Annotated in this window: 18 protein-coding genes; 13 read left to right on the top strand and 5 right to left on the bottom strand. The window is 59.4% G+C overall.

What is annotated here, in order from left to right; all coding sequences use genetic code 11:
• The first annotated feature begins 98 nt into the window (after positions 1–98).
• The 4 genes from rpsM to rplQ all read left to right on the top strand — a co-directional run bounded on the left by rpsM (position 99) and on the right by rplQ (position 2,745).
• Entirely contained in the window at positions 99–467 is a 369-nt protein-coding gene (gene rpsM, locus QE453_RS18120; RefSeq protein WP_003516122.1) for a 30S ribosomal protein S13, read from the top strand.
• A 138-nt stretch (positions 468–605) separates the two neighbouring features.
• Positions 606–995 (top strand): 30S ribosomal protein S11, encoded by a 390-nt coding sequence (gene rpsK, locus QE453_RS18115; RefSeq protein WP_003495225.1) that lies wholly within the window; start codon positions 606–608, stop codon positions 993–995.
• Positions 996–1,190: 195 nt separating this feature from the next.
• Positions 1,191–2,201, top strand: coding sequence for a DNA-directed RNA polymerase subunit alpha (locus tag QE453_RS18110; RefSeq protein WP_003495228.1), 1,011 nt, complete (start codon positions 1,191–1,193; stop codon positions 2,199–2,201).
• Positions 2,202–2,319: 118 nt separating this feature from the next.
• Positions 2,320–2,745, top strand: a complete 426-nt coding sequence (rplQ, locus tag QE453_RS18105) for a 50S ribosomal protein L17 (RefSeq protein WP_309777615.1) — start codon at positions 2,320–2,322, stop codon at positions 2,743–2,745.
• An 82-nt stretch (positions 2,746–2,827) separates the two neighbouring features.
• Here rplQ and QE453_RS18100 read toward each other — a convergent pair whose 3' ends face one another.
• From QE453_RS18100 to msrP, 3 genes are read right to left on the bottom strand one after another with little or no spacing between them, the layout of a single operon-like run.
• On the bottom strand, positions 2,828–3,148 hold the full coding sequence (locus QE453_RS18100) for a hypothetical protein (protein ID WP_244404863.1): 321 nt from the start codon (positions 3,146–3,148) through the stop codon (positions 2,828–2,830).
• The gene (msrQ, locus tag QE453_RS18095) at positions 3,145–3,810 is read right to left on the bottom strand and encodes a protein-methionine-sulfoxide reductase heme-binding subunit MsrQ (protein ID WP_004442570.1); all 666 of its coding nucleotides are present in this window, start codon (positions 3,808–3,810) and stop codon (positions 3,145–3,147) included. The genes QE453_RS18100 and msrQ overlap by 4 nt, the downstream gene beginning before the upstream one ends.
• Before the next feature lie 2 nt (positions 3,811–3,812).
• Positions 3,813–4,754 (bottom strand): protein-methionine-sulfoxide reductase catalytic subunit MsrP, encoded by a 942-nt coding sequence (gene msrP, locus QE453_RS18090; RefSeq protein WP_112766805.1) that lies wholly within the window; start codon positions 4,752–4,754, stop codon positions 3,813–3,815.
• A 312-nt stretch (positions 4,755–5,066) separates the two neighbouring features.
• On the opposite strand from msrP, the gene ilvD reads away from it, so the two are divergent.
• Together ilvD and QE453_RS18080 are read left to right on the top strand one after the other, a co-directional pair.
• Positions 5,067–6,902, top strand: a complete 1,836-nt coding sequence (gene ilvD / locus QE453_RS18085) for a dihydroxy-acid dehydratase (RefSeq protein ID WP_006697627.1) — start codon at positions 5,067–5,069, stop codon at positions 6,900–6,902.
• Positions 6,903–7,352: 450 nt separating this feature from the next.
• Entirely contained in the window at positions 7,353–8,354 is a 1,002-nt protein-coding gene (locus QE453_RS18080; protein WP_309778184.1) for a serine hydrolase, read from the top strand.
• 5 nt (positions 8,355–8,359) lie between these two features.
• On the opposite strand, the gene QE453_RS18075 is transcribed toward QE453_RS18080, so the two are convergent.
• Entirely contained in the window at positions 8,360–8,710 is a 351-nt protein-coding gene (locus QE453_RS18075) for a lysozyme inhibitor LprI family protein (protein ID WP_004442563.1), read from the bottom strand.
• 169 nt (positions 8,711–8,879) lie between these two features.
• Between QE453_RS18075 and QE453_RS18070 the strand changes: the two genes are divergently transcribed.
• Together QE453_RS18070 and QE453_RS18065 are read left to right on the top strand one after the other, a co-directional pair.
• Positions 8,880–10,286, top strand: a complete 1,407-nt coding sequence (locus QE453_RS18070) for a DegQ family serine endoprotease (protein WP_022556525.1) — start codon at positions 8,880–8,882, stop codon at positions 10,284–10,286.
• Positions 10,283–11,599, top strand: coding sequence for a replication-associated recombination protein A (locus QE453_RS18065; protein WP_309777614.1), 1,317 nt, complete (start codon positions 10,283–10,285; stop codon positions 11,597–11,599). The genes QE453_RS18070 and QE453_RS18065 overlap by 4 nt, the downstream gene beginning before the upstream one ends.
• Positions 11,600–11,679: 80 nt before the next feature.
• Here QE453_RS18065 and QE453_RS18060 read toward each other — a convergent pair whose 3' ends face one another.
• On the bottom strand, positions 11,680–11,994 hold the full coding sequence (locus QE453_RS18060; RefSeq protein WP_004442557.1) for a DUF1883 domain-containing protein: 315 nt from the start codon (positions 11,992–11,994) through the stop codon (positions 11,680–11,682).
• Positions 11,995–12,245: 251 nt separating this feature from the next.
• Here QE453_RS18060 and QE453_RS18055 point away from each other — a divergent pair, with 251 nt between their 5' ends.
• The 5 genes from QE453_RS18055 (at position 12,246) to QE453_RS18035 (ending at position 18,613) form a co-directional block, all read left to right on the top strand.
• Complete coding sequence (locus QE453_RS18055) at positions 12,246–14,060, top strand: methyl-accepting chemotaxis protein (protein WP_309777613.1); 1,815 nt, start codon at positions 12,246–12,248, stop codon at positions 14,058–14,060.
• A gap of 173 nt (positions 14,061–14,233) precedes the next feature.
• Positions 14,234–15,502, top strand: a complete 1,269-nt coding sequence (locus QE453_RS18050) for an extensin family protein (protein WP_309777612.1) — start codon at positions 14,234–14,236, stop codon at positions 15,500–15,502.
• A gap of 499 nt (positions 15,503–16,001) precedes the next feature.
• Complete coding sequence (locus QE453_RS18045) at positions 16,002–16,823, top strand: sulfite exporter TauE/SafE family protein (protein WP_037092974.1); 822 nt, start codon at positions 16,002–16,004, stop codon at positions 16,821–16,823.
• A gap of 105 nt (positions 16,824–16,928) precedes the next feature.
• A complete protein-coding gene (locus tag QE453_RS18040) occupies positions 16,929–17,855 on the top strand; it encodes an ABC transporter ATP-binding protein (protein WP_309777611.1) in 927 nt (308 codons plus the stop codon).
• A complete protein-coding gene (locus tag QE453_RS18035) occupies positions 17,852–18,613 on the top strand; it encodes an ABC transporter permease (protein ID WP_004442548.1) in 762 nt (253 codons plus the stop codon). Before QE453_RS18040 ends, QE453_RS18035 begins: the two co-directional genes overlap by 4 nt.
• Positions 18,614–18,624: the final 11 nt, after the last annotated feature.

Below are 18,624 nucleotides of genomic sequence, written 5' to 3'. Positions count from 1 at the left end.
TGACTTGTCACGGACATCAATTTGAACTGGCGGTCTTGTCGGCCGCTCGAATGGAATCACCACTTGCCGGATGGCAACTGGAACCAAGGAGAAAAGACGTGGCACGTATCGCTGGCGTCAACATCCCGACTGCGAAGCGCGTTGTTATTGCGCTGACCTACATTCACGGGATTGGTCCGAAATTCGCGCAGGAAATCATGGACAAGGTCGGTCTTCCGGCTGACAAGCGCGTTCATCAGCTGACGGATGCTGAAGTTCTTCAGATCCGCGAAGCCATCGACCGCGACTACCAGGTCGAAGGCGACCTGCGTCGCGAAACGTCGATGAACATCAAGCGTCTGATGGACCTCGGTTGCTACCGCGGCCTGCGTCACCGTCGTGGCCTTCCGGTCCGCGGTCAGCGCACGCACACCAACGCCCGCACCCGCAAGGGTCCGGCGAAGGCTATCGCTGGTAAGAAGAAGTAATTTTCCGGTTCTCCGGAAAGGGGAGGCTGGTGCAGTCCGCGCCAGCCTTTCTGAGTTTGGCGAAAAGCTCGGTTACGGGCTGATTGCCGGTGTAGCCGCTGGTGTTACGGCGGTGAAGAGATCAATGAAAGGTATAAAATGGCCAAGGAAGCCGCACGCGTCCGTCGTCGCGAACGCAAAAATATCACGTCTGGCGTCGCGCACGTCAATTCGACCTTCAACAACACGATGATCACCATCACCGACGCGCAGGGCAATGCTATTGCCTGGTCGTCCGCTGGTGCCAAGGGCTTCAAGGGTTCGCGTAAGTCGACCCCGTTCGCTGCCCAGATCGCTGCTGAAGATTGCGCGAAGAAGGCTCAGGAACACGGCATGAAGTCGCTTGAAGTTGAAGTTTGCGGTCCGGGTTCCGGCCGTGAATCGGCACTTCGCGCCCTGCAGGCTGCCGGTTTCATGATCACTTCCATTCGCGACGTGACGCCGATCCCGCACAACGGTTGCCGTCCGCGCAAGAAGCGCCGCGTCTGACGCGACCGTGGTTCGGAAATTCCGCCTTACCTCAGGTCTGGCGGAATTTTCGTGTATCTGGCGTGTGCGCGTCGATTTCGATCGGCGGACTTGCGCTCAAGAACCCACCGATGAACCGCTGAATTTGGTTCCTCTCGGTGTTTTCATGCTCGGTCCGTCACGATTGGATGGTGGCGGCGAACGGAAGGTTTAAAGATGATTCAGAAGAACTGGCAGGAACTTATCAAGCCGAACAAGGTCGAGTTCACCTCGTCCAGCCGCACCAAGGCAACGCTCGTTGCCGAGCCGCTGGAGCGTGGTTTCGGTCTTACCCTCGGCAACGCGCTGCGTCGCGTTCTGTTGTCTTCTCTGCGCGGCGCCGCTGTTACGGCCGTGCAGATCGACGGTGTCCTGCACGAATTCTCCTCCATCCCCGGCGTCCGGGAAGATGTGACGGATATCGTGCTCAACATCAAGGAAATCGCCATCAAGATGGATGGCGACGATTCCAAGCGCATGGTCGTGCGCAAGCAGGGCCCGGGTGCCGTGACCGCTGGTGACATCCAGACGGTTGGTGACATCGAGATCCTGAACCCCGACCACGTGATCTGCACGCTCGACGATGGCGCTGAAATCCGCATGGAATTCACCGTCAACAACGGCAAGGGTTACGTACCGGCTGAGCGCAACCGCGCGGAAGATGCCCCGATTGGCCTCATTCCGGTGGACAGCCTCTATTCTCCGGTCAAGAAAGTGTCCTACAAGGTTGAAAACACCCGTGAAGGCCAGGTTCTCGACTATGACAAGCTGATCATGACGATCGAGACCAACGGTTCGGTTTCCGGCGAAGACGCCGTTGCCTTCGCCGCTCGCATTCTTCAGGACCAGCTGGGCGTCTTCGTCAATTTCGACGAGCCGCAGAAGGAAGCAGAAGAAGAATCGGTTACGGAACTCGCGTTCAACCCGGCGCTTCTCAAGAAGGTCGACGAGCTCGAGCTGTCGGTTCGTTCGGCAAACTGCCTGAAGAACGACAACATCGTTTACATCGGCGACCTGATCCAGAAGACCGAAGCCGAAATGCTCCGCACGCCGAACTTTGGTCGCAAGTCGCTGAACGAAATCAAGGAAGTTCTCGCTTCCATGGGTCTGCACCTCGGCATGGAAGTGCCGGCATGGCCGCCTGAGAACATCGAAGATCTCGCAAAGCGTTACGAAGACCAGTACTAACAAACAAGAAGGCAGACCTCAAAGACTGCCTTTCCCCGTCAAACAGCAGGTAAGTCACCTGCATGTGCCAGGAAACGGCAGGCCTTAAAGAAGGAACCTGCGTAGAAGGAGAATAGCAATGCGCCACGGTAATTCAGGCCGCAAGCTCAATAGAACCGCCAGCCACCGCAAAGCAATGTTTGCCAACATGGCTGCTTCGCTCATCACCCATGAGCAGATCGTCACCACGCTTCCGAAGGCGAAGGAAATTCGCCCGATCGTTGAGAAGCTCGTCACTCTCGGCAAGCGCGGCGACCTGCACGCTCGTCGTCAGGCGATTTCTCAGATCAAGGATCAGGACGCCGTTCGCAAGCTGTTCGACGCGATCGCAGCACGTTACGCAAACCGTAACGGCGGCTACCTGCGTATCATGAAGGCCGGCTTCCGCCAGGGCGACAATGCCGCTCTCGCCGTCATCGAATTCGTCGAGCGCGACGTTGACGCCAAGGGCGCAGCCGACAAGGCTCGCGTTGCCGCTGAAGCTGCTGCTGCCGACGCTGCATAAGGTTTGACGCCGTTCAGGCGTCATGAGTTAAAAAGCCGGGCGAGTGATCGCCCGGCTTTTTTGTTTGTGTTGTTTTCTGTGTTTAAGGCTGGCGATCGGGCGAATATTGGCTGATTTGACGAATAAGATCGGCAAGTGGCGCCATCAGGGCGACACGGTCCGAAGCATGATGGGCCAGCCAAAGCTCTTGCAGGTCTTCTTCATTGATCTCGCCATTCTCAATGTGTTCGAGAAGCTTTGATAGTGCGCTCCGATGACCGCTGTTCATCGTCCGGGCAATATCAGTGGGGGCGAGAGCCATCCCCATTGCCATGATGCTGAAAATCTCTGAAACAGCCGCTTGACTGGAGCCGGCAATTTTAGGGCGTTGCGAGGTTTTCGGGTTTTGGTCCGTCGGTTTCATGTTTTTGACGGGCGTTGCTGTGCATTGCCAACGGCGCGTCTTCCCCGCTTCCGCGCCATGATCGTCGGCCGCACCAGCCGATAGCCGAGCAATACCACCATCATGCTGATATAAAACACCGGCTCCAGCGTGATCGATTTTCGCGCCAGCACGAAATGCAGGACGCCGACGATGAGGACGAGATAGACGAGTTTATGCAGCGTGTTCCAGCGGCTGCCGAGTTTGCGGATCGACCAGCGGTTGGAAGTGAGCGCCAGGGGCAGGAGCATGACGAGCCCCGCCATGCCGAACATGATATAGGGCCGTTTCAGGATATCACCCGCGATGGAACTGAAGACGAGGCCACGGTCCAGCACCAGATAGACGGTAAAGTGCGCCAATACGTAATAAAAGGCAATCAGGCCCAGCGCCCGACGATAGGCGATGAGGTTGATGTTGAAGAGATCGCGTAGCGGCGTCACCAGCAGGCCTAGACAGAGGAAGCGAAGCGCCCAGATGCCAAGGAGGTGTTCGAAATCCTTGACCGGGTTGAAGCCGAGGCCTCCGGTTGCGGCGAGGTAGAAATACCAGACGCCGGGAGCAAGGCCGATGACATACAGCGACCAGATGGCCGCCGGTTGGTAACGCTTCGGCAGAGAGGGTAAGGTGAAGGCGAAAGCCATGGTCAATAATTCGCCTTCAGGTCCATGCCGGCGTAGAGGCTCGCTACTTCATCGTAGCCATTGAACATCAGGGTAGGGCGGTTCTGGGTGCCAAAGAAGCCGCCTTCGCCGATGCGCTGCTCCGTCGCCTGGCTCCAGCGGGGATGGTCCACATGTGGATTGACGTTGGAATAGAAGCCGTATTCGCGGGCGTTGGAATTTTTCCAGGTCGTTTCCGGCTGTTTCTCGACAAGCGAAATGCGGACGATGGATTTGATGCCCTTGAAGCCGTACTTCCACGGCACGACAAGCCGGATCGGTGCGCCGTTCTGGTTCGGCAACGTCTCGCCATAAAGGCCGACGGCAAGGATGGTCAGGGGATGGCGGGCTTCATCGAGGCGCAAACCTTCGACATAGGGCCATGACAGGGGCTGGAACAGGCCGCTCTGTCCTGGCATTTCCTCTGGCCGCACCACGGTCTCGAAGGAAACATATTTCGCGCTGCCCAGCGGTTCGACCTTGTCGAGCAGGCTTGCAAGTGGGAAGCCGATCCATGGAATGACCATCGACCAGCCTTCGACGCAGCGCATGCGGTAGGTGCGTTCCTCAAGCTGATATTTCATCAGCTCTTCGATGCCGAATTCCTGTGGCTTGGAAACGAGGCCATCCACTTTCACGGTCCAGGGTGTGGGTTTGAACTTGCCGGAATTTTCCTTGGGGTCGGATTTGCCGACGCCGAATTCGTAGAAGTTGTTGTAGCTGGTGACGGCATCAAGCGGCGTGAGTTTTTCATCCAGCTTGTAAGCGCCGGGTTTCGCCGCGAGCGGAGCGGCAACCGCCTCACGGCCCGCAAGCCCTATTGCCGCAAGGCCCGCCGCTGTGCCGAGGAAGCCGCGTCTGGAAAGGTAGATGTTTTTCGGCGTGATTTCGCTTGCCGAAATATGGGGCGGACGATAGGCGGGCATTGGAACCTCCACAAAAGCCGGGTGCATCGGCGATAAATCGATTATGATAGCCAATACGGCCGCTGCACAGATATGTTTCAATCTGCTGCGGAAAAACAGCGCCGGGCAGACGGAAATCGCGCATTTGTGATAGGCCGTCGTCCGCTCGCCCGCGTTAAGGGAAAGGCGTACCGTACCGAACCGTACTGTTTTGCCCTAAGGTGACAGTGACAGCGCTTGCGGTTTGCGTTAGAAACACCGCAAAATAGGGCAGAGGCAGCTTCCACCGCGTTGCGGGCAGGCGCGTTTCGCCCCGAGATTGAGGAAAACACCATGCCAGCCTATCGCTCAAGAACGACAACCCACGGCCGCAACATGGCGGGCGCGCGCGGCCTTTGGCGCGCCACCGGCATGAAGGACAGCGATTTCGGCAAGCCGATCATCGCTGTCGTCAATTCCTTCACGCAGTTTGTGCCCGGCCACGTCCACCTCAAGGATCTCGGCCAGCTGGTTGCCCGGGAAATCGAGGCGGCCGGCGGTGTTGCCAAGGAATTCAACACCATCGCGGTCGATGACGGCATCGCCATGGGCCATGACGGCATGCTTTATTCGCTGCCCTCGCGCGAGATCATCGCTGACTCGGTCGAATACATGGTCAATGCCCATTGCGCCGATGCCATGGTGTGCATTTCCAACTGCGACAAGATCACCCCCGGCATGTTGAATGCTGCCATGCGCCTCAACATCCCCGCCGTCTTCGTGTCCGGTGGTCCGATGGAAGCGGGCAAGGTTGTCCTGCATGGCAAAACCGTCGCGCTCGATCTGGTCGACGCCATGGTGGCTGCCGCCGATGACAAGATTTCTGACGAGGACGTCAAGGTTATCGAGCGATCGGCCTGCCCGACCTGCGGTTCCTGTTCCGGCATGTTCACCGCCAATTCGATGAACTGTCTGACCGAGGCGCTGGGCCTGTCTCTGCCCGGTAACGGCTCGACGCTTGCCACCCATTCGGATCGCAAGCGACTTTTCGTCGAGGCCGGTCATCTGATCGTCGATCTGGCCCGCCGTTATTACGAGCAGGAAGACGAAACCGTTCTGCCGCGGACCATCGCCAACAAGGCGGCGTTTGAAAACGCCATGTCGCTGGATATCGCCATGGGCGGCTCCACCAATACGGTGCTGCATATCCTCGCTGCCGCGCACGAGGGCGGGGTGGATTTCACCATGGAAGACATCGACCGTCTTTCCCGCAAGGTTCCGTGCCTTTCGAAGGTCGCGCCCGCCAAGCAGGATGTTCACATGGAAGATGTGCACCGCGCTGGCGGCATCATGCGCATTCTCGGCGAGTTGGAGCGCGGCGGTCTGATCAACCGCGATACCTACACGGTGCATGAAGCGACGCTGGGTGACGCCATCGACCGTTGGGACATCACCCGCACCAACAGCGAGACGGTGCGTGAATTCTTCAAGGCGGCCCCCGGCGGCGTGCCGACGCAGGTTGCCTTCAGCCAGTCCTCGCGCTGGGACGACCTGGATACCGACAGCGACAATGGCGTCATTCGCTCGGTCGAGAAACCATTCTCCAAGGATGGTGGTCTTGCCGTGCTTTACGGCAACATCGCGCTCGACGGCTGTATCGTGAAGACGGCAGGTGTTGATGAGTCCATCCTGAAATTCAACGGCCCGGCGGTCGTTTACGAAAGCCAGGACGCGGCGGTTAAGGGCATTCTCGGCAACGAGGTCAAGGCGGGCGACGTCGTCGTCATCCGTTATGAAGGTCCTAAGGGTGGCCCGGGCATGCAGGAAATGCTCTATCCGACCAGCTACCTGAAATCCAAGGGCCTCGGCAAAGCCTGCGCGCTGATCACCGACGGTCGCTTCTCTGGTGGCACGTCAGGCCTTTCCATCGGCCACGCCTCGCCGGAAGCGGCACAGGGCGGCGCCATCGGCCTCGTGCGTCAGGGTGACCTGATCGAGATCGACATTCCGAACCGCACGATCAACCTGAAGGTTTCCGACGCGGAACTGGCCTCGCGCCGGGCCGAGCAGGAAGAGAAGGGCTGGAAGCCGGAAGCACCGCGCAAGCGCAATGTCACGACGGCGCTGAAGGCCTATGCGGCCTTTGCGTCGAGCGCAGACAAGGGTGCTGTGCGGATATTGCCGGAGTAATCCTGTCGCAGAGTGGGTTGGAAGGTTACGCCTGATGCGTCGCTTTCTTCCCGGAGTGCTCGAAGAGCAACATAAGCACGCTTCGTCACCCCGGACGGATCCGGGGTCCGGCGCGATCAAGTCCTCGATCGCAAGAGACTCTTCTTACGGCGCAGACGCGCCGTGCCTGATGCCGGATCAAGTCCGGCAGGACGGAGGAGAAAGCTCTCCACCTCCATTTAAATTGAGCCGCTCTCTGAGCGGCTTTTTGCTGTCTGAATTTGGAGTGAATTCGGCTCACAAACAGATTCAATTACTTCGCGGGATGATTCCTGTCATCCCTTCAACGTTTTGTTTTTCCACCGTAAATGCGGAGCTGACTGCAGATTTTTTCTGGCGTGGCAGTCACATTGGAGTGATGTTCGTCCAGCGACCCTTTTCCAGAAAGCAGCGATGCCTAACTTCATCACCATGAAAAGACGAACCGCACTCGCCCTCATTGCGTCGCTACCCTTCGCCTCACTTGCCCGTGCCCAGAGCGCCGGGAACAACGTCCGTTTCGATCCGTTGCTGCGGGAGGCGGATGCGCTTTCCAGCCTCAAGACCGTCATCGTCAGCATCGATGGCGAGGAGATCGCTAGCCGCGCCTATCATGGCGCCGGTTTGAACGGCTCCACCAATATCAAATCGGCCTCAAAATCGATCATCTCCGCGTTGGTCGGCATGGCGATCGACCGCAAGATTCTCCAAGGTGCGGACCAGCCGATCGCGACCATTCTGCGCGGTGAATTTCCGCAAAATCCTGATCCCCGGCTGGAGCGGATCACCGTTGGTAACCTCCTGTCAATGCAATCCGGTCTGGAGCGCATGTCTGGGCCCAGTTACGGCCGTTGGGTCGCCAGCCGCAACTGGGTGCGGATGGCGTTGGGGTCGGGTTTCGCCGGAGAGCCGGGCGGCGGCATGCTTTATTCCACGGCGTCGACACATCTGCTGTCGGCGATATTGACGAAGGCATCCGGCCGTTCGACGCTTTCTCTCGCCCGAGACTGGTTTCGGCCCCTGGAAGGGTTTTCCATCGGCGGCTGGGAGCGCGATCCGCAGGGCATCTATCTCGGCGGCAACCAGATGGCGATGACCGCGCGGTCGCTGCTGGTCTTCGGTGAGCTTTACCGCAGAGGCGGCGTGACACCCGGTGGTGAGCGGTTGATTTCGCAGGACTGGATCGAGCAATCATGGCGACAGCGCACCAATTCGGTCTTCAACGGCGACGGTTACGGTTATTGCTGGTTCATCAGGGAGATGGCGGGCGAGACGGTCTATTATGCCTGGGGTTATGGCGGGCAGATGCTGTACATCGTGCCGGCAAAACGACTGTCCGTCGTGATGACCTCCCGTGAAGACGCGCCATCGGCCCGAACCGGTTACCGCGATCAGCTGCATGGCCTCATGGAGAACGTCATCCGCGCGGTGTGATCGGGTCAGAGCGGTCGGTTGATGCTCTGAAACGCCTCTCCGAGACGTTTCATGCGCTCCTCATAGGCGCCGGTAAGGCAGGCAACGTCGGCTGCACATTCCTGGCGCTTCTTCAGCCACTGGCTCTGCTCGTCGCGCAACGTGTCGCGGGCGCCCATGGCCATCAGCTGGGTTAGGATATCGAAGGTGGTGGCCATCTTCACGTCCTGATCGTTCAGGGCGCGGTTGTCGCAGATGGCCTTTTCATCCGCTGCGAGATCGGATTTCGTGCAGTCGAAACTTGCAGCACCGGCCGTTGAGAGGAGCGAGGAAGCAAAAAGGATGCCGCAGGCGAGGAGGGGCTTTTTCAAATGCATGGCTTGTCTCTGTTGAGGACTGCTGGTGCGGATGAAACCAAAATACGCCTTTGCTGGTTCCATCAGCGGAAGCCGCCGTGCCTGAAACCCACGGTCATCATCTTGCCGCTCTTTGCTTTACAGGCTTTGACGTTATAACTCCATCATACTGATGACGATGAGGAATCACATGCGAAGCGTGTTGAAGTATCTGTCCACCGGCTTTCTCGCCGCGCTCATTCTCCTGCCAGCGGGTGCCCGGGCGCAGGACAACAGGACCGTGCCGTCCAGCCACACGGAAATGCAGCTTTCCTTCGCGCCGCTGGTCAAGCGCACCGCCGGCGCGGTGGTGAATGTCTATGCCGAACGCATCGTGCAGCGGCGGTTGTCGCCCTTCGCCGGTGATCCTTTCTTCGAACAGTTTTTCGGGCAGCAAATGCCGAACCGCACGGAAAAGCAGTCATCGCTCGGTTCAGGCGTCATCGTCACAGCCGGCGGTCTCGTGGTGACCAACAATCATGTCATTGACGGTGCTGACGACATCAAGGTGGCGCTTGCGGATGGGCGCGAATTTTCCTCCAAGGTTCTCATGAAAGATGACCGGGTCGATCTTGCCGTGCTGCAGATCGACGCCAAGGAGCAGTTCCCGGTGCTGCCGCTCGGCAATTCGGACAAGATCGAAGTCGGCGATCTGGTGCTGGCGATCGGTAACCCCTTCGGCGTCGGTCAGACGGTGACGAGCGGCATCGTCTCGGGCCTTGCCCGCAACCAGGTGACGCAGGGCGATTTCGGCTTCTTCATCCAGACCGACGCCTCCATCAACCCGGGCAACTCCGGCGGCGCGCTGATGAATATGGCTGGCGAGCTAATCGGCATCAACACTGCCATCTTCTCCAAGGGCGGCGGCTCGAACGGCATCGGTTTCGCTATTCCGGCCAATCTGGTCCGGGTTTTTGTGGCTGCTGCTGAACGGGGCGATGCGAACTTCCAGCGGCCCTACATTGGCGCGACCTTCGATCCCGTCACTTCGGATGTCGCGGAGGCCCTTGGCCTGCATCGCGCCCGGGGAGCGCTGGTCGTCAGCGTTGTCAAAGGCAGCCCCGCGGAAAAGGCCGGCATAGAGCCGGGCCAGGTGGTGACTGCGGTCAACGGATTGGAGGTGGAGCATCCCGATGCGCTCGGTTACCGCCTGACCACGGCCGGCATAGGCAAATCTGCTGAACTGACCGTCATGGACAAGGGCAAGGAAAAGAAGCTGACGATTGCACTTGATATCGCGCCCGAAACCGCTCCCCGCGACGAACGGCTGATCGAAGGCCGCAATCCGTTCGCCGGCGCGACCGTCGCCAATCTTTCGCCGAAGCTTGCTGACGAATTGCGCATGCCCTCGCAGGTCACGGGTGTCGTCATCACCGATGTGAAGCGTGGCTCGCCGGCTTATCGTGTCGGTTTTCTGCCGAAAGATGTGATCCTTTCATTGAACGGCGCAGATATCGGCTCCACGGCCGCTGTCGAAAAGGCGCTGGATGACAATCCCGGTTTCTGGCGGGTGGAAATCCTGCGTGACGGACAGCGTATCCGGCAGTTCCTCCGATGAGTGACGATCTCTTCGCCCCGCAAGTGCCGGTGGAGGTCGCCAACCGGCGGCCTCTCGCCGATCGCCTGCGCCCGAAGACGCTGGCGGAAGTAAGCGGGCAGCCGCATCTGACGGGCGAGGAGGGCATTCTGCGCCGCATGATCGATAGCGGCTCGCTGGGGTCGATGATCTTCTGGGGGCCGCCCGGCACTGGCAAGACGACGGTCGCCCGCCTGCTTTCCGGCGAGGCGGGACTGGCTTTCGAACAGATATCAGCGATCTTTTCCGGCGTCGCCGATCTCAAGAAGGTTTTCGAAGCGGCACGTGCAAGGCGCATGAACGGTCGCCAGACCCTGCTTTTCGTCGACGAAATTCACCGTTTCAACCGTGCGCAACAGGACAGTTTTCTGCCTGTCATGGAGGACGGCACCATTATTCTGGTGGGTGCGACCACCGAGAATCCCTCGTTCGAACTGAATGCCGCTCTGTTGTCGCGGGCTCGTGTCCTGACATTTCGGTCGCATGACGAGGACAGTCTCAGCGAGCTTCTGAAGCGCGCGGAGGAGGCGGAGCAGAAGCCCCTGCCACTGACGGAGGATGCACGCGCAAGCCTGGTCCGCATGGCCGATGGCGACGGTCGCGCGGTGTTGACGCTTGCCGAAGAAGTCTGGCGCGCGGCGCGGAAAGATGAAACCTTCGACACGGAAGGGCTCACGCGCATCGTGCAACGCCGTGCGCCCGTCTACGACAAGAGCCAGGACGGCCACTACAATCTCATTTCCGCGCTGCATAAGTCGGTGCGTGGATCGGACCCGGATGCAGCACTTTATTATCTCGCCCGCATGTTTGATGCCGGCGAGGACCCGCTCTATATCGGCCGGCGGCTGGTGCGCATGGCGGTGGAAGATATCGGCCTTGCAGATCCGCAGGCGCTCGCCGTCTGCAATGCTGCCAAGGATGCCTATGATTATCTTGGTTCACCGGAGGGTGAACTTGCGCTGGCGCAGGCCTGCGTCTACCTCGCCACCGCTCCGAAATCGAATGCCGTCTATACCGCCTTCAAGGCTGCGATGCGCGCCGCGAAGGAAAATGGCTCGCTTGTTCCGCCCAAACACATCCTGAATGCACCGACCAAGCTGATGAAGGGCGAGGGATATGGTGACGGCTACCGTTACGATCATGACGAGCCGGACGCTTTTTCGGGTCAGGATTACTTCCCGGAAAAAATGGGGCGGACCACCTTTTACGATCCACCGGACAGAGGTTTCGAACGCGAAATCCGCAAACGTCTCGACTGGTGGGCGAAACTGCGTCGCGAGCGGGAATCGCGTTAGCCCTCATCTTCACAAAATGATTCAGGCGCTTGCCAAAAAGAGTCGCGAAACTGCGCTATCGCATTGTTTTTTCAAATAAGTCAGGATGCCTTGCGCTGAGGCGCGGCCTGCGGCTGCGCCGGCAGCATCTTGACCGATGATTCCGCCAGGCCGTTATGCCCGTCGGCATCGATCACCAGATGCCAGTGCATCGTTTCGGGGATGGCGATCCGGATTGGCGACTTTTTCGCGACGCCGCCAAGATATTTGAAATCGAGCAATTCGGTGAAGCGCTGGAAATTCGCGCCCGTCATCAACCGGACATTGTTGATGGCCGAGAGAGATACTTCAATGATCGTGCCCGCCCGCAATTCCTTCAGGTCATAATGCGTGTAGCGGAAATTCGGCCGTGCCATCGCGCGCCTCCAAGTACCGGTATTGTGGCAAAAGAGGATAGGGAGGCAGGGTTAACGCTGCCTTTAAATTCGTGCGGTTTCATCGAATTACTGGCTGTCCCGCCGGCGGCCAATGGCGATGGTTAGTATTTCAGGCCGTGTTCGACGCCCGTGAAGATAATACCAACGTATAATGGGCGTATTTAATCATAATAAATTTTTTCCCCTTAGCATCGGCTGGTCGAAGTGCACTCATCGGCGTTGGGGGGAATATGAAAAACGTCACTATATCTACGCGCCTATATGCGCTCGTCGCATTGTTTCTGGCAATCCTGACCGCAGCGCTGACATTCAGCCTGTTCGAAACCTTTGGCGAGATGGAACGCGAGCGCAAAGCCGGGCTTGCGGCGATGAACGAAACGGCCGTCGCTATTCTCGATCAATATTATCGCCTGGAACAAAGCGGCAGCTTGACGCGGGAGGCGGCGCAGCAGCAGGCCAAGGTCACAATCGCGGCCATGCGGTATGGCAACGGCAGCGGTTATTTCTGGGTCAACGATATGCACCCCAAAATGGTGATGCATCCGATCAAGCCGGAAATGAACGGAACCGATCTTACCGCCAACAAGGACCCGAACGGCAAGGCGCTGTTCGTTGAGTTCGTGAATACGGTCAAGGCGGGCGGTCAGGGCTTTGTCGATTATTACTGGCCGAAACCGGGTGCCCCGGAGCCGGTGGAGAAATTCTCCCATGTCGCCGGTTTCGCACCCTGGGGCTGGATCGTGGGTACGGGCGTTTATGTCGACGACCTCGAAGCGGTGTTCTGGAGCGACGCGTATTTCAACATCGGCCTGTGCATCTTGTCCGGCCTTGTCGTCATTGCCGTGGCCGCCGCCGTCGTGCGTGGCGTCACTCGACCGATCGATCTCATCCGGCAGAGCATGAAGCAGATCGCCGATGGCGACGGCACGGCCGAAATCCGCTTCGCCGATCGCCGGAACGAAATCGGCGCGATTGCCAAGACATTGCTGGTGCTGCGTGACAGCGTCAATGAGCGCAGCGCCCTGCAGGCGCGTGAGGCCGACCAGCAGCGGGCGCTGGAGGAAGCGCGTCGCGGCAACGAGATGGTCCTTCGTTCCGCATCCGAGCGGCAGGCCCATGCCATGGAGCGTCTGGGGGAGGCGCTCGAGGCGCTTGCCAATGGGGATCTGACTGTTTCGCTGACAGATATCGGCGACGACTACGAAAAGCTGCGCACGGACTTCAATCGGGCCGTGGGTGCGCTCCATGGCGCCATCGAAGCGATTTCCCGGACCGGTCATGTCGTCAATGACAGTGCTGCAGATATCAGCGGCGCGACCGGCAATCTCTCGCGCCGGACCGAACAGCAGGCGGCGGCGCTGGAGGAAACGGCCGCAGCGCTTGACGAGATTACCGCCACGGTGCGCACCGCATCGGAACGGGCCAATGAGGCGCGGCAGATGGTGCAGGACACGAAAAGCAGCGCCGGCCGCTCAGGCGAGATCGTGCGCAACGCGGTCGATGCCATGGGCCGCATCGAGGAATCGTCAAAGCGGATCGGACAGATCATTTCCGTCATCGACGAGATCGCCTTCCAGACCAACCTGCTGGCGCTGAATGCCGGCGTGGAAGCGGCGCGGGCCGGCGAGGCCGGACGTGGTTTCGCCGTGGTGGCGCAGGAGGTGCGCGAACTGGCGCAACGCTCCGCCAATGCCGCCAAGGAGATCAAGACCCTTATCAATCGCTCGGCGGAGGAGGTCGGCGGCGGCGTCGCGCTCGTCCGCTCCACGGGCGATGCACTGGAAGAAATCGTGGCGCTCGTAAACCGGGTCGAAGGTCACGTGAATTCCATCGCCACTGCGGCGCGGGAGCAGGCCACCGGCCTCCAGGAGATCAACACCTCCGTTAATCACATGGACCAGATGACGCAGCAAAACGCGGCCATGGTGGAAGAAACGACCGCCGCCAGCCAGACGCTCGCCGAGGAAAGCCGCCAGTTGCGCTCGCTTCTGTCGCGCTTCGAACTTGGACATGATGCCGAGCGCGAGGTTTCGCGGGCGGCCTGACTTCAGGCGTCTCGATCTGATGAAGGGCGCGGTTCCGGCTGCGCCCTTTGTTTTGGGCTATCAAAACCAGCCATTCGTTATTTCCCGCAACCAATAAGGTTTCGTTTACCTCATTTCTTTAAAATTTGACCTGTATTGCCGCGGTAGCGGCCGCTGAAGGTACAGGTTCTCGTATGGCGTATGTTTCCCTTCCGCGTCGTCTTGTGACGTTGCTGATGATTTCCACGGTCATGGTGTCGTGTTCGGCGGAGGGCCTCGTGCCACCGGCGGAGGTCGACGGCACCACACGCGTGAGCGCAATCCGTTCCTCGCGGCAACAGGGCTACAGCGCGCCGGCAGGTGCCTTCCGTCAGGTTGAGCGGGCCGGACAGAGCAACGATTATCCCACGGCCATATCGCAGCCGATGCCGGAGCCTTATGCTTCGCAGGATCCGCTGCTGCAAACGCGCCAGGCAGGGCAGGGTTATTCCACCCTCGACGCACAGCATCAGGCACGCATGGCGGCTGGCGGTCATGGCAATCTGCCGGTGCAGGCGACGCAAAGCCAGGAGATGCCCCCGCAGCAAATGGCCAGCAGCCAGATTGCCGAGGGCGAAGGCGGTGTGAACATGGATTCCATGCTCGGCGTGGAGCCGGTGCGGGGACTGGCGGAGGAGCAGGATGCCGAAATCGCCGAGGGGGCTTCGGCCCAGCCGGTGGTAGACGGCATCGGCACCGACAATCCGGTTGCGGTTTCTCCGGCGCGGCGCCAGTCCGGGCTCATTCCGCCGCCACCACCCGGATCGTCCTCCCGCCGCCAGCCGGTGGAAGAGGTGGCCATGCTCATGCCGAATGATCCGACCGTTCGCGGCGGACTTCAGAGCGACCGGTCCCTGCCGCCCGGCATCATGCCGTCTTCGGAGGTTGCGTGCCGCGCCGAGCTTCGCCGTCTGGGTGTCGCTTTTCGCGACGTCGCCCGTATTGCCGACGGGCCGACCTGCGGCATCGATTACCCGATCGAACTCAGCGGTCTCGCCAGCGGCGTCGCGGTTCGTCCGGCGGTGAAGCTCAATTGCCAGGTTACGCTTGCCTTTGCGAAATGGGTGAAGTTCGAACTCGTACCGTCCTCGCGTTTCCGCTATCTCTCCGGCGTCGGCCGCATAACGCCGATGGGTGGTTATTCCTGCCGCAAGATGAATTCCCGTTCCAGCAATCCGTGGTCGGAACATGCGCGGGGCAACGCCATCGATATCGGCACCATCACGCTGAAGAACGGCAAGGAAATCGATGTCCGCAAGAAGAGTTTCTTCGCTTTCCGCGAAAAGGCACTGCTGAAGGCCGTCAGATCGGATAGCTGCAAATATTTCTCCACCGTTCTCGGGCCGGGCAGTGATCCCAACCACTGGAACCATTTTCACTTCGACCTGCGTACCCGCAAGTCAGGTTACAGGCATTGCGATTAAGTCGCGCCGTTGGAGGTTGGCGGCTGAGTTTGAAAGCGTCTCCTCCGTCATGCTCGGGCCTGTCCCGAGCATCTGCAACGCCGCTATTGGCGATACGTCGGCAGATACTCGGCACAAGGCCGAGGATGACGTCGAACACGGAGTGCGGCTTGTCATCGGGCTGCCGCCGATGACATAGGCGCCGGATCTTTGGATATGGTCGGAATGACGAAGCTTGAGGATGTTTTGCTGCCGCTAGCTCGATAATCGCCCGCCACATTCCCACAAAAAAAAGACCGGCCCGAAGGCCGGTTGAAGAAGACAGCCTTATCGGGGGGATATCGGCGTCTTTGCAAGGGCATGAAATGGGAAGCGATCCCACAGAACGGTCCATCCGGCGCGGATTTGCGGCAAAAGACGTCGCGCCGTACTGACCTGCGGCCAACATGGCTTGCCGCCCTTTTCTGATACGCTATGAGCGTCACATGTTTGTGACAACGGCCTTCGGGAGCCTGCCTTCATGCCCCCAGTTTCAGAGATAATGATCTTCGCTGCGGCACTTGCTGCTGCGGGTGTGGTTGCAGGCCTTCTGGCCGGCCTGTTCGGTATCGGCGGCGGCGCGGTGCTGGTGCCGGTTTTTTACCAGGTCTTCGGACTACTGGATGTGCCTGAGGCGGTGCGCATGCATCTTTCGCTCGGAACGTCTCTCGCCATTATCGTGCCGACGTCCATCCGCTCGTTCCTGACGCATCGCCAGAAGGGCGCCGTCGATATCGAGCTTTTGAAAGGCTGGGTCGTTGCCGTGCCGCTTGGCACCGTTCTCGCCTCTATCGTTGCAGCCTATGCCTCGAGTGTGGCGCTGCGCCTGATCTTTGCCTTCATCGCGCTCGCGCTTGCCTTCCGGATGATCTTCAACCGGGCGAGCTGGCATCTCGGTTCCGATCTGCCGCCAAACCCGGCCCGTTTTCTGGTGGGCACCGGCATCGGGCTGTTTTCCGGGCTGATGGGCGTGGGCGGCGGGGTGATGAACAACACCTTCATGACGCTTTACGGACGCAGCATTCATCAGGCGGTTGCCACCTCTTCCGGTGTCGGCGTGTTGATTTCGCTGCCGGGGCTTGCGGGTTACATCTGGGCCGGTTGGGGCGATGCGGGGCTGCCGCCATTTTCCACCGGCTTCATCAACTGGATCGCCGTGGTGCTCCTGATCCCCATTACCCTTGTCGTCGCGCCCTATGGTGCACGGCTGGCGCATGCGCTCAGCAAGAAGCAGCTGGAGCGGGCCTTCGGCGTGTTCCTGGTTTTCGTCGCAGCGCAGTTTTTCTATAGCGTCTACGGCTGATTTTCCGCTCCCGCCGAACGCAGTGTTCAGTCCGCCGGGCTGGCATTTGCAACCTCTGCGGTCTATATGGCGTTCATCTTACTCGGTTTTTCGAAAGAATTCGCCATGAATGCCATTGTTTCGATACGGAATCTGACCAAATCCTACGCAAATGGCTTCCAGGCGCTCAAAGGTGTCAGCCTCGATATCCGGGAGGGAGAGATACTCGCCCTTCTCGGTCCCAATGGCGCCGGCAAGACGACGCTGATCTCGATCATCTGCGGTCTCGTCAATCCGGGCGACGGTTCGGTGCTGGTTGGCGGGCACGATGTGGTGAAGGATTTTCGCCAGACCCGCGCCCTCATCGGCCTCGTGCCGCAGGAACTGACGACCGACCAGTTCGAGACGGTTTGGAACACCGTCAGCTTTTCGCGAGGCCTGCACGGACAGAAGAAGAATCCGGAGCTGATCGAAAGCATCCTCAAATCCCTGTCGCTCTGGAACAAGAAGGACAACATGCTGCGGGAGCTTTCCGGCGGTATGAAGCGGCGTGTGCTGATCGCCAAGGCGCTGGCGCACGAGCCGAAGGTCCTGTTTCTCGATGAGCCGACGGCGGGTGTGGATGTCACCCTGCGCCGCGACATGTGGCATGTGGTCTCCGAGCTGCGCGCCAAGGGCGTCACCATCATTCTCACCACGCATTACATTGAGGAGGCGGAAGAAATCGCCGACCGGGTGGGTGTCATCAATGGTGGCGAATTGCTGCTGGTGGAAGAAAAGACGGCATTGATGAAGAAACTCGGCCGCAAGCAGCTTTTTCTTGAGCTTTCCCAGCCGGTGGAGACTTTGCCGCAAAGTCTCGCGCCCTTCGGCCTCACGCTTTCCGAAGATGGCTGCACCATTACCTATGAAATCGAGGATAATGGCGAGCAGGGCCGCATTGCCGATGTCCTGAGCGCGCTTTTCGCCGCCAACATCCATTTCAAGGATATTTCCACGCGGCAGAGTTCGCTCGAAGATATCTTCGTTTCGCTGGTGGGAGGCCAGAAATGAATTTCGAAGCCATCAAGTCCATCTACCTGTTCGAAATGGCGCGCACCCGCCGCACCCTGCTGCAAAGCGTGGTCTCTCCGGTCATTTCCACCTCGCTCTATTTTATCGTGTTCGGCACAGCGATCGGTTCGCGGATTCAGGAGGTTGGTGGGGTTTCCTATGGCGCTTTCATAACGCCCGGCCTCATCATGCTGACGCTTCTGACGCAGTGCATCGGCAACGGCTCCTTCGGCATCTACTTCCCGAAATTCACCGGCACCATCTATGAAATCCTCTCCGCACCGGTGGCGATGACGGAAATCCTTGTCGGCTATGTCGGAGCGGCGGCGACGAAGGGGCTGATGATCGGTACGATCATCCTGATAACCGCGTCGTTCTTCGTGGATATCAGCATCGCCCATCCGTTCATGATGATCCTGTTTTTTGTGCTGACGGCTGTGAGTTTCAGCCTGTTCGGCTTCATCATCGGCATCTGGGCAACAAATTTCGAGCAGTTGAACCTCATTCCCATGCTGGTGGTGCCGCCGCTGACCTTCCTCGGCGGCAGCTTTTATTCCATCGACATGCTGCCGCCCTTCTGGCAGACGGTCAGCCACTTCAATCCGGTGCTTTATCTCATCAGCGGCTTCCGCTGGAGTTTCTACGAGATCGCTGACGTCAATCCCGTCATCAGCCTGGCGATGATCACGCTGTTTCTGGCGCTATGCCTCGGCGTTGTCGGCTGGATGTTCAAGACAGGGTATCGGCTGCGCAACTGATCAGAAACGCT

Source organism: Agrobacterium sp. SORGH_AS_0440, from assembly GCF_031453135.1.
Lineage (GTDB): Bacteria > Pseudomonadota > Alphaproteobacteria > Rhizobiales > Rhizobiaceae > Agrobacterium > Agrobacterium pusense.
Note: the sequence above shows the minus strand (reverse complement) of the source record. Positions and strands in the feature narration are given on the sequence as shown.